Here is an 8,429-nt window from a genome sequence, read left to right as displayed (position 1 = left end):
CGGGATACCCGTGGCGCGCACGACGTCGCCGTCCCGCCACCCGGTGACCGGGCCGCAGGGCGGGCTAAAAGCTGGCTCGGCGTTCATGCACCTACGATTTCACACATTTCTGACCCACGGCTGGCAACCGCCGTCGTTCGAACAGCACCGTTAAAGGCACCGTTAACAGCAAAGCGGGGTCACCGGCGGCCCATATCCGGCGGGCCGGACGGGCGGTAGGTGACCCCGCGTTGGAAGGGAGGGACCCTAGTGCGTGTGCGGGACGAAGCGCTTGATCGAGGCTTCGAGTTCGGCTTCGGCCGCGGCGCGGTCGCCCCAGCCCTCGGCCTTGACCCACTTGCCCGGCTCCAGGTCCTTGTACCGGGTGAAGAAGTGCTCGATCTCCCGGATCAGGAATTCGCTGACGTCGCTGACTTCCTGGATGTGGTCAAAGCGGGCGTCCACCGGAACGCACAGCACCTTGGCGTCTCCGCCGCCGTCGTCGGTCATGTTGAAGACGCCGATCGGGCGGGCCTCGACGATCACGCCGGGGTGCAGATCGAAGTCCTGCAGGAGCACCAGTGCATCCAGCGGGTCGCCGTCCTCACCCAGGGTGTTCTCGAAGAAACCGTAGTGCGTGGGGTACTGCATGGAGGTGAACAGGACGCGGTCCAGGCGGATGCGGCCGGTCTCGTGGTCGACTTCGTACTTGACGCGCGATCCCTTAGGGATCTCGATGGTCACGTCATGCTTCATGGAATGCTCCTCGACGGATTCAGGGGGTGCGCGGCACAGGTGAGGCCCAGAAAAAGCAGTACCGGTGCCGCCGACTATTATTGAGGATATAGCGACAGGCCCTGGTTTCAGGAACTAGTGGGGACATTTCGGGACTAAGGACCAGCAGCAGCATGACACGCAGAAAGCGCCGGGTGGGCACGGCTAATGCGCCCGCCAGGCTCGGGCGCATCATTCCGATGCTGCTCCTGAGCCTCCTGATCGTGGCGCTCGGGGTCCCCGCGGGCCTCGCCGTTAGTCCCGGCTTCCTCGGCCCGGCCCGCCCTCCGGAGCCCGCCGCGGCCGGCCCGTGGCAGCAGCTCCCCGCCACCCTGAGCGACGCCGGCGGCTCGGGAAGCCGGGCCAACATGAAGCCGCTCAGTGCCGACGCGCCGGTGCCCGCTGCCGCCGCCGTCGCCGCCCAGCTCGACGCGACCCTGAAGACCGACGGCGCCGGGTCCTTCACCGGGGTGGTGCAGGACGCCGCTACCGGCGAAGTCCTCTTCGACCGGGCCGGCGACGACGTCCGCGCCCCCGCGTCCAACATCAAGCTCCTGACCGCGGCCGCCGCGCTGCGCACGCTCGGCCCGGACCGGCGCTTCAGCACCAAGGTCGTCGCCGGCGCCACGCCGGGCACGGTGGTCCTCACCGCCGGCGGAGACGTGCTGCTCGGCGCGGGGGACTCCGCGCCGGACGCGGTCCTGGGGCATGCCGGGCTCGGCACTCTCGCGCAGTCGACCGTCCGCGCGCTGCAGCAGGCGGGCGTGTCCGGCCCGATCTCGGTGCTCCTGGATGATTCGCTGTTCAGCGGGCCGGCCCTGAGCCCCGCCTGGAGCCCGGACGATGTGGCCGCCGGCGAAATCGCCCCGATATTTCCGCTCGCCCTGAACTCGGCCCGCTTCGACCCGGGTACCACCACCGGACCCCGGCCGCAGGACGCTGCCATGACCGCCGCCGAGGCGTTCACGGCCCGGCTCGTGGAGGCCGGCGGCGCCGCGGGGCTCAGTGTCACACCCGGCGTCGCCCGGGCCACGGCCGCGCAGAAAGCCAGCAAAAAGACCCCGGACGACGGCGGTGGCCAGGCCGGCCAGGTCCTCGCGGCGGTCGAATCCGCCACCGTCAGCCAGCAGGTGGACCTGCTGATGCGCACCTCGGACAACTACCTGACCGAGGTCATGGGCCGGATGGTGGCGGCAGCGAGCGGCAAACCGGCCAACAACGAGGGCGCTGTTGCCGCTGTGCTGCAGCAGATCCAGGAGCTGGATGTCCCCTCGGCCACGCTCCGGGCAGTCGACCTGGCCGGGCTGACCTTGGACAACAAGGTCTCCGCACGGCAGCTCTCCGCCCTGGTCCGCACGATAACCAGCGGCCCGGACCTCCGTCTCCGGTCCGCCCTGGCCGGCTTCCCCGTGGCCGGCCTGACCGGAACGCTGGGCAGCCGGTACACGGACACCAGCACCGCCGGCGGCGCCGGCCTGGTCCGCGCGAAGACCGGAACGCTGAACACCGTAATCGCCCTCAGCGGCTACGTGGTCGACGCCGACGGCCGGCTGCTGGTGTTCTCCTTCATCGGCAACGGCCTGACCCCCGGCGCGGCTGGTAACAGGACAGCGCTGGACCGGACGGCTTCGGCCCTGGCCGCGTGCGGGTGCCGCTGAGGCCTCGCCGTTTCGACGGTTCCCCGCGCACTCGCCGGTTCGCAACGTCTTTCCGGCAGGGAACCGTCGAAACGGCGGGCAGCGGGCGCCCGTTCGCCGTTGCCGGCCGTTCGCCGCCCGACGAATTTGAGGCGCATCCACAGTCAGCTGTGATCTGATGGGAGCCATGGAGTCCACTTCGCGCGAGATCTCAGCCCAGGCCCTCATCAATTGGGAGCTCGCGGCGTCCACGGCCGCCCGTCTCACCCCGGCAGGCCCGTCGCTGGGCTCCTCGGAGATCGGCGCCGCCGTCGAAAACCTGCGCCTCATGGCGGACATTTCCGTGCCGCACGTCCATGACATCACCGGGCTCGAGGCCGCCCGCGACCTCCGGGACTCCTCCGTGCTGGTGGTGGACCGGGCCTCTTGGGCCAAGGCGAACACGCAGAGCTTCGCCGTGATGCTTCAACCGGCCATCGAGAAGATGCTTGAAGGCCGCCGCGGGACCGTGGGCCCGGGCGCGGCCAGTGTGGGCGGCGCGATCACGGGCAGCCAGCTCGGCGCGATCCTGGCGTTCCTCGCCAGCAAGGTCCTGGGCCAGTACGACCCGTTCTCCGCCCTGGCCGAGAACTCCACCGCCCCTGCCGCCGGCCGGCTGCTGCTGGTGGCACCGAACATCATCTCGGTGGAACGCGAGCTGAACGTGGCACCCGAGGACTTCCGGCTCTGGGTCTGCCTGCACGAACAGACCCACCGCGTGCAGTTCGCCGCGGCCCCCTGGCTGCGCCACCACATGCTGGAGCAAATCGAAGACCTCAGCGCGCACCTGCTCGGCAACGTCGATTCGATCATGGAACGCGCCGCGGCGGCCGCGAAGTCCCTCAAGGACCGGTCGGCGCCCGGTGCCGCCCCCGGCCGCGGGGCGATCCTGGACCTGCTGCAGGACCCTGCGGAACGTGCGGCGATCTCGCACCTCACCGCCGTGATGAGCCTGCTCGAGGGCCACGCCAACGTGGTCATGGACGCCGTGGACGCCAGCATTGTCCCCTCTGTCAAGACCATCCGGCAGCGCTTCAACGCCCGCGGCAAGGACCGCGGCGCGATCGAGAAGTTCATCCGCAGCCTGCTCGGCCTGGACGCGAAGATGCGGCAGTACAGCGACGGCTCGAAGTTTGTCCGCGAAGTGGTCGACGCTGCCGGGATGGCAGGCTTCAACCGGGTCTGGGAGTCCGCCGAGCACCTGCCCACCGAACCGGAAATCCACGACTCGAAGCTCTGGCTCGAACGGATGGGTCTCTAGTCCACGTGCCGGCCACCACCCACCCGGACCTTCCCTCCGCTTCCGGCGGACGACGCCGGCCCGGCCGGCTGGCGCCCGTCGTCGGCAAGGCGCGGAAAATGTTGCAGGACGCCCTCGCCGACGCCGGCTACCCCGGCCGGATCCTGGTGGCCTGCAGCGGGGGCCCTGACTCGCTGGCGCTCGCTGCCGTAGCCGCTTACTTCGCCCGACGCGGCCACGTGAACGGCCACCCGGTCACCGTCGGCGCCGTCGTGGTGGATCACCAGTTGCAGCCGGGCTCCGCCGACGTGGCGGCGGCGGCCGCGGCGGCACTGCGGGAGCTGGGACTTGCACCCGTCCAGGTCCGGGCGGTCGACGTCGATCCCGCCGGGATGGGCCCCGAAGCCGCAGCCCGGGACGCCCGGCACGCCGCGCTCGAAGCCGCCGCCGACGACACCGGCGCCGCAGCCGTCCTGCTCGGCCACACCCTGGACGACCAGGCGGAGCAGGTCCTGCTGGGGCTGGCACGCGGCTCCGGGACCCGCTCGCTGGCCGGGATGCGTCCCGCCCGCGGCCGCCTGCTCCGGCCGTTCCTGGGCCTCCGCCGGGCCGAGACGCTGGAAATCTGCGCCGTCGAAGGGCTGGCGCCGTGGCACGATCCGAGCAACGCCGACCCCGCCTTTGCCCGGTCCCGGACCCGGGTCGAGGTGCTCCCGCTGCTGGAGGAAAAGCTGGGGCCAGGGGTCGCCGAATCGCTGGCCCGGACGGCAGCCATCCTGCAGCTCGACGCCGACTACCTTGACGATGTGGCGAACGACACGTATCTCCGCCTGCAGGAGCGCTCCGGCCCGGAGCTCAGCCTGCCCGAGGCCGCGCTGCGCGAACTGGCACCGGCCGTGAGGTTCCGGGTGATCGCCAAGGCCGCCGCCGCCGTCGGCGGTCAGCAGCCCAGTTACCAGCGGCTGCTGGCTGCCGAAGCGCTGCTGCGCCGGCRAGGATCCGCCGGACCGGTGGAGCTGCCCGGCGGCGTGAGCGTCTACAGGCTCTCGCTCGCCCAGCTGCTCGCGGCGGAGCAGTCCGCCCCCGACGGCGTGCCCCGCGAGGGCGCCCGCTGTGGGAAACTTGTATTCCGGCCTAAAAAACCGCCCCAAATATAGTCGCACCCGCATCTACACAGGAGTTATTGGTGGATTCAAACGACGTCCAGGCAGACCTTAAGCACGTTCTCTACTCCAGGGAGCAGATCCAGTCCCGGATCACCGAGCTCGCCGCCCAGATCGACAAGGACTACGAAGGCCGCGATCTGCTGATCGTCGGTGTGCTCAAGGGTGCGGTCATGGTCATGGCCGACCTCGCCCGCGCGCTGCACAGCCACGTCTCGATGGACTGGATGGCCGTCTCCTCCTACGGCTCCGGCACCCAGTCCTCCGGCGTGGTCCGCATCCTCAAGGACCTCGACACCGACCTGATGGGCAAAGACGTCCTGATCGTCGAAGACATCATCGACTCCGGCCTCACCCTCTCCTGGCTTAAGACGAACCTGGAGTCCCGCGGCACGGCCTCGGTGGAGATCTGCACCGCGTTCCGCAAACCCACCGCCGCCAAGGTCAAGATCGACGTCAAGTACGTCGGCTACGACATCCCCAACGAGTTCGTCGTCGGCTACGGCCTGGACTACGCCGAAAAGTACCGCAACCTCGACTTCGTCGGTACCCTCGCGCCGCACGTCTACGAGTAGAACCGCGACTGCCCCGGCGGCTCCCCCCGGGCCCGACGCTGCGCCCGTTCCGTATCCGGCATCTGTACCCCGCACGGCCCTCCGCTACGCCCACAGGGAACTTTTCGGCTTGACCGTGCGTGACTCACAGGGACGGTGTATAGCTTGAACCCGACGCAGCACCCACACGCGCGCAGATCGGTCGCCGTGCAGCACTACCAGGAGGGACGGGGCCAGCCCCCGATCAGATGAAAGCAAAGAGTTTCCTCAAGGGCCCCGGCATCTGGATTGTCGTCGTTATCGGCATGCTCCTGCTGGCCTTTGCCACCCTCGCCCCGGGCGGTTCGACCCGCATCGACACGGACAAGGGCCTGGCGCTTTTGACCGCCGGCGGCAAAGTCGAACAGGCCAAGATCTTCGACGCCGAGAACCGCGTGGATCTGGTCCTGAAGGACAACGTGCAGATCGACGGCCAGGACAAGGGCAAGAACGTCCAGTTCTACTACGTCAACGCCCGCGCCCAGGACATCGTCAAGGCCGTGACCGACTCGAAGCCGCCGAGCGGCTACACCGACCAGCCGCTCGAAAGCAACTGGTTCTCCGGTCTGTTCTCCCTCCTGGTCCCGGTGCTGCTGCTGGGCGTGCTCTTCTGGTTCCTGCTCTCCCGGATGCAGGGCGGCGGCTCCAAGGTCATGCAGTTCGGCAAGTCCAAAGCCAAGATGGTCAACAAGGACATGCCCCAGGTGACCTTCAGCGACGTCGCCGGCGCCGACGAGGCCGTCGAGGAACTCGAAGAAATCAAGGAATTCCTGCAGGAACCCGCAAAGTTCCAGGCGGTGGGCGCCAAGATCCCCAAGGGCGTGCTGCTGTACGGCCCTCCCGGTACCGGCAAGACCCTGCTGGCCCGTGCCGTCGCCGGGGAGGCGGGGGTGCCGTTCTTCTCCATCTCCGGCTCGGACTTCGTCGAAATGTTCGTCGGCGTCGGYGCGTCCCGTGTCCGCGACCTGTTCGAGCAGGCCAAGGCCAACGCCCCGGCCATCATCTTCGTGGATGAGATCGACGCCGTCGGCCGCCACCGCGGCGCCGGCATCGGCGGCGGCAACGACGAACGCGAGCAGACCCTCAACCAGCTGCTGGTTGAAATGGACGGCTTCGACGTCAAAACCAACGTCATCCTGATCGCGGCCACCAACCGCCCCGACGTGCTCGATCCCGCCCTGCTCCGTCCCGGCCGTTTCGACCGGCAGATTTCGGTCGAGGCTCCCGACCTGATCGGCCGCGACCAGATCCTGAAGGTGCACGCCAAGGGCAAGCCGATGGCCCCCGGCGTCGACCTTAAGGCCGTCGCGAAGAAGACCCCCGGCTACACCGGCGCGGACCTGGCCAACGTCCTCAACGAAGCGGCGCTGCTGACCGCCCGCTCCAACGCCAACCTGATCGATGACCGCGCCCTCGACGAGGCGATCGACCGGGTCATGGCCGGGCCGCAGAAGCGCAGCCGGGTGATGAAGGAACACGAGCGCAAGGTCACCGCCTATCACGAGGGCGGCCACGCCCTGGTCGCGGCGGCGCTGCGCAACTCGGCTCCGGTCACGAAGATCACCATCCTGCCCCGCGGCCGCGCCTTGGGCTACACCATGGTGGTGCCGGAAAACGACAAGTACTCCGTGACCCGCAATGAACTGCTGGACCAGATGGCCTACGCCATGGGCGGCCGGGTGGCCGAGGAACTCGTCTTCCACGACCCGTCCACGGGTGCCTCCAACGACATCGAAAAGGCCACCGGGATTGCCCGGAAGATGGTCACCGAGTTCGGCATGAGCGAGCGGGTCGGCGCCGTGCGGCTCGGCCAGGGCGGCGGCGAGCCCTTCCTGGGCCGGGACGCCGGGCACGAACGCAACTACTCGGACCAGATCGCCTACGTCGTCGACGAGGAAGTGCGCCGGATGATCGAGGGGGCCCACGACGAGGCCTACGCGATCCTGACCGAGAACCGGGACGTCCTGGACCAGCTGGCCCTTGAGCTGCTGGAACGCGAAACCCTGAACCAGGCCGAAATCGCCCAGGTCTTCACGAACATCCGCAAGCGCGATTTCCGCGAGATCTGGCTGTCCAAGGAGAGCCGGCCGATCCAGGCCGTCGGCCCGGTGGAGTCCCGCCGCGAAAAGGCCGAGCGCGAGGCCCAGCAGGAAGCCAAGGAGGCCCGGCTCGAGGAACCGCTCGACGCGCTGCCGCCGCACGCCCAGGGCGTTCCCGGACAGGAGCCCTTCCAAGGCGGCGTAACGGATCCGGGGCCCGACGGCCTTCCCGGCTAGGCTTCCTTCTGTGACTTCCTACTTCGACGACGACGTTCCCGCCACCGCCGGCCCCTTCCCCACGGACGAGGCGGCGGTGGCCTCCGGCCAGCAGGCCAACCCGGTGGACCGCCCGCGGATCCAGGCAGCCGTGCGCGAGATCCTGCTCGCCATCGGCGAGGACCCGGACCGCAGCGGCCTGCTGGACACCCCCAAGCGGGTGGCCAAGGCCTACGCGGAGATGTTCGCCGGCCTGCACCACGACCCGGCGGAAATCCTCGCCACCACCTTCGACCTGGACCACGAGGAACTGGTCCTGGTCAAGGACATCCCGTTCTACTCGACCTGCGAGCACCACCTGGTGCCGTTCCACGGGGTGGCCCACGTCGGCTACATCCCCTCGCATGATGGCAAGGTCACGGGGCTGAGCAAGCTGGCGCGGCTGGTGGACATGTTCGCCCGGCGCCCGCAGGTGCAGGAGCGGCTCACCACCCAGATCGTCGAGGCCCTCGTCACCCACCTCAAGCCGCGCGGCGCGATCGTCGTCGTCGAATGCGAACACCTTTGCATGTCCATGCGCGGCATCCGCAAGCCCGGCGCGAAGACCGTCACCAGCGCGGTCCGCGGGCAACTTCATGACCCGGCCACCCGCGCCGAAGCCATGAGCCTCATCCTCGGAAGGTAAGAAAAACACACCATGGACTCCCTCGCCGCAGCCCCCGGAACAGGACCTGCCACCTCGCCGCTGC

7 protein-coding genes are annotated in these 8,429 nt (G+C 69.1%); 6 read left to right on the top strand and 1 reads right to left on the bottom strand.

The features are described from left to right. Positions 1–246: 246 nt before the first annotated feature. Positions 247–735 carry an inorganic diphosphatase gene (locus AB4Y86_RS06630; RefSeq protein WP_441401204.1) on the bottom strand — a complete coding sequence of 163 codons (489 nt, stop codon included), beginning with the start codon at positions 733–735 and terminating at the stop codon, positions 247–249. Positions 736–887: 152 nt separating this feature from the next. On the opposite strand from AB4Y86_RS06630, the gene dacB reads away from it, so the two are divergent. The 6 genes from dacB (at position 888) to folE (ending at position 8,365) form a co-directional block, all read left to right on the top strand. Continuing rightward, positions 888–2,411: a D-alanyl-D-alanine carboxypeptidase/D-alanyl-D-alanine endopeptidase gene (dacB, locus tag AB4Y86_RS06625; protein ID WP_441401202.1), complete on the top strand. Its 1,524-nt coding sequence runs from the start codon at positions 888–890 to the stop codon at positions 2,409–2,411. Positions 2,412–2,577: 166 nt separating this feature from the next. After that, entirely contained in the window at positions 2,578–3,690 is a 1,113-nt protein-coding gene (locus AB4Y86_RS06620; RefSeq protein ID WP_441401200.1) for a zinc-dependent metalloprotease, read from the top strand. A 98-nt stretch (positions 3,691–3,788) separates the two neighbouring features. Then, the gene (gene tilS, locus AB4Y86_RS06615; RefSeq protein WP_441401206.1) at positions 3,789–4,826 is read left to right on the top strand and encodes a tRNA lysidine(34) synthetase TilS; all 1,038 of its coding nucleotides are present in this window, start codon (positions 3,789–3,791) and stop codon (positions 4,824–4,826) included. A gap of 29 nt (positions 4,827–4,855) precedes the next feature. Further along, positions 4,856–5,407: a hypoxanthine phosphoribosyltransferase gene (gene hpt / locus AB4Y86_RS06610; RefSeq protein ID WP_441401198.1), complete on the top strand. Its 552-nt coding sequence runs from the start codon at positions 4,856–4,858 to the stop codon at positions 5,405–5,407. A gap of 227 nt (positions 5,408–5,634) precedes the next feature. Then, positions 5,635–7,701 (top strand): ATP-dependent zinc metalloprotease FtsH, encoded by a 2,067-nt coding sequence (gene ftsH / locus AB4Y86_RS06605; protein ID WP_441401196.1) that lies wholly within the window; start codon positions 5,635–5,637, stop codon positions 7,699–7,701. A gap of 10 nt (positions 7,702–7,711) precedes the next feature. Then, positions 7,712–8,365, top strand: a complete 654-nt coding sequence (gene folE / locus AB4Y86_RS06600; RefSeq protein ID WP_441401194.1) for a GTP cyclohydrolase I FolE — start codon at positions 7,712–7,714, stop codon at positions 8,363–8,365. The last annotated feature ends 64 nt before the right edge of the window (positions 8,366–8,429 follow it).

It is taken from the genome of Arthrobacter sp. 2YAF22_2, assembly GCF_052114645.1.
Lineage (GTDB): Bacteria > Actinomycetota > Actinomycetes > Actinomycetales > Micrococcaceae > Arthrobacter.
This window is presented reverse-complemented; position numbering and strand designations above follow the sequence as displayed.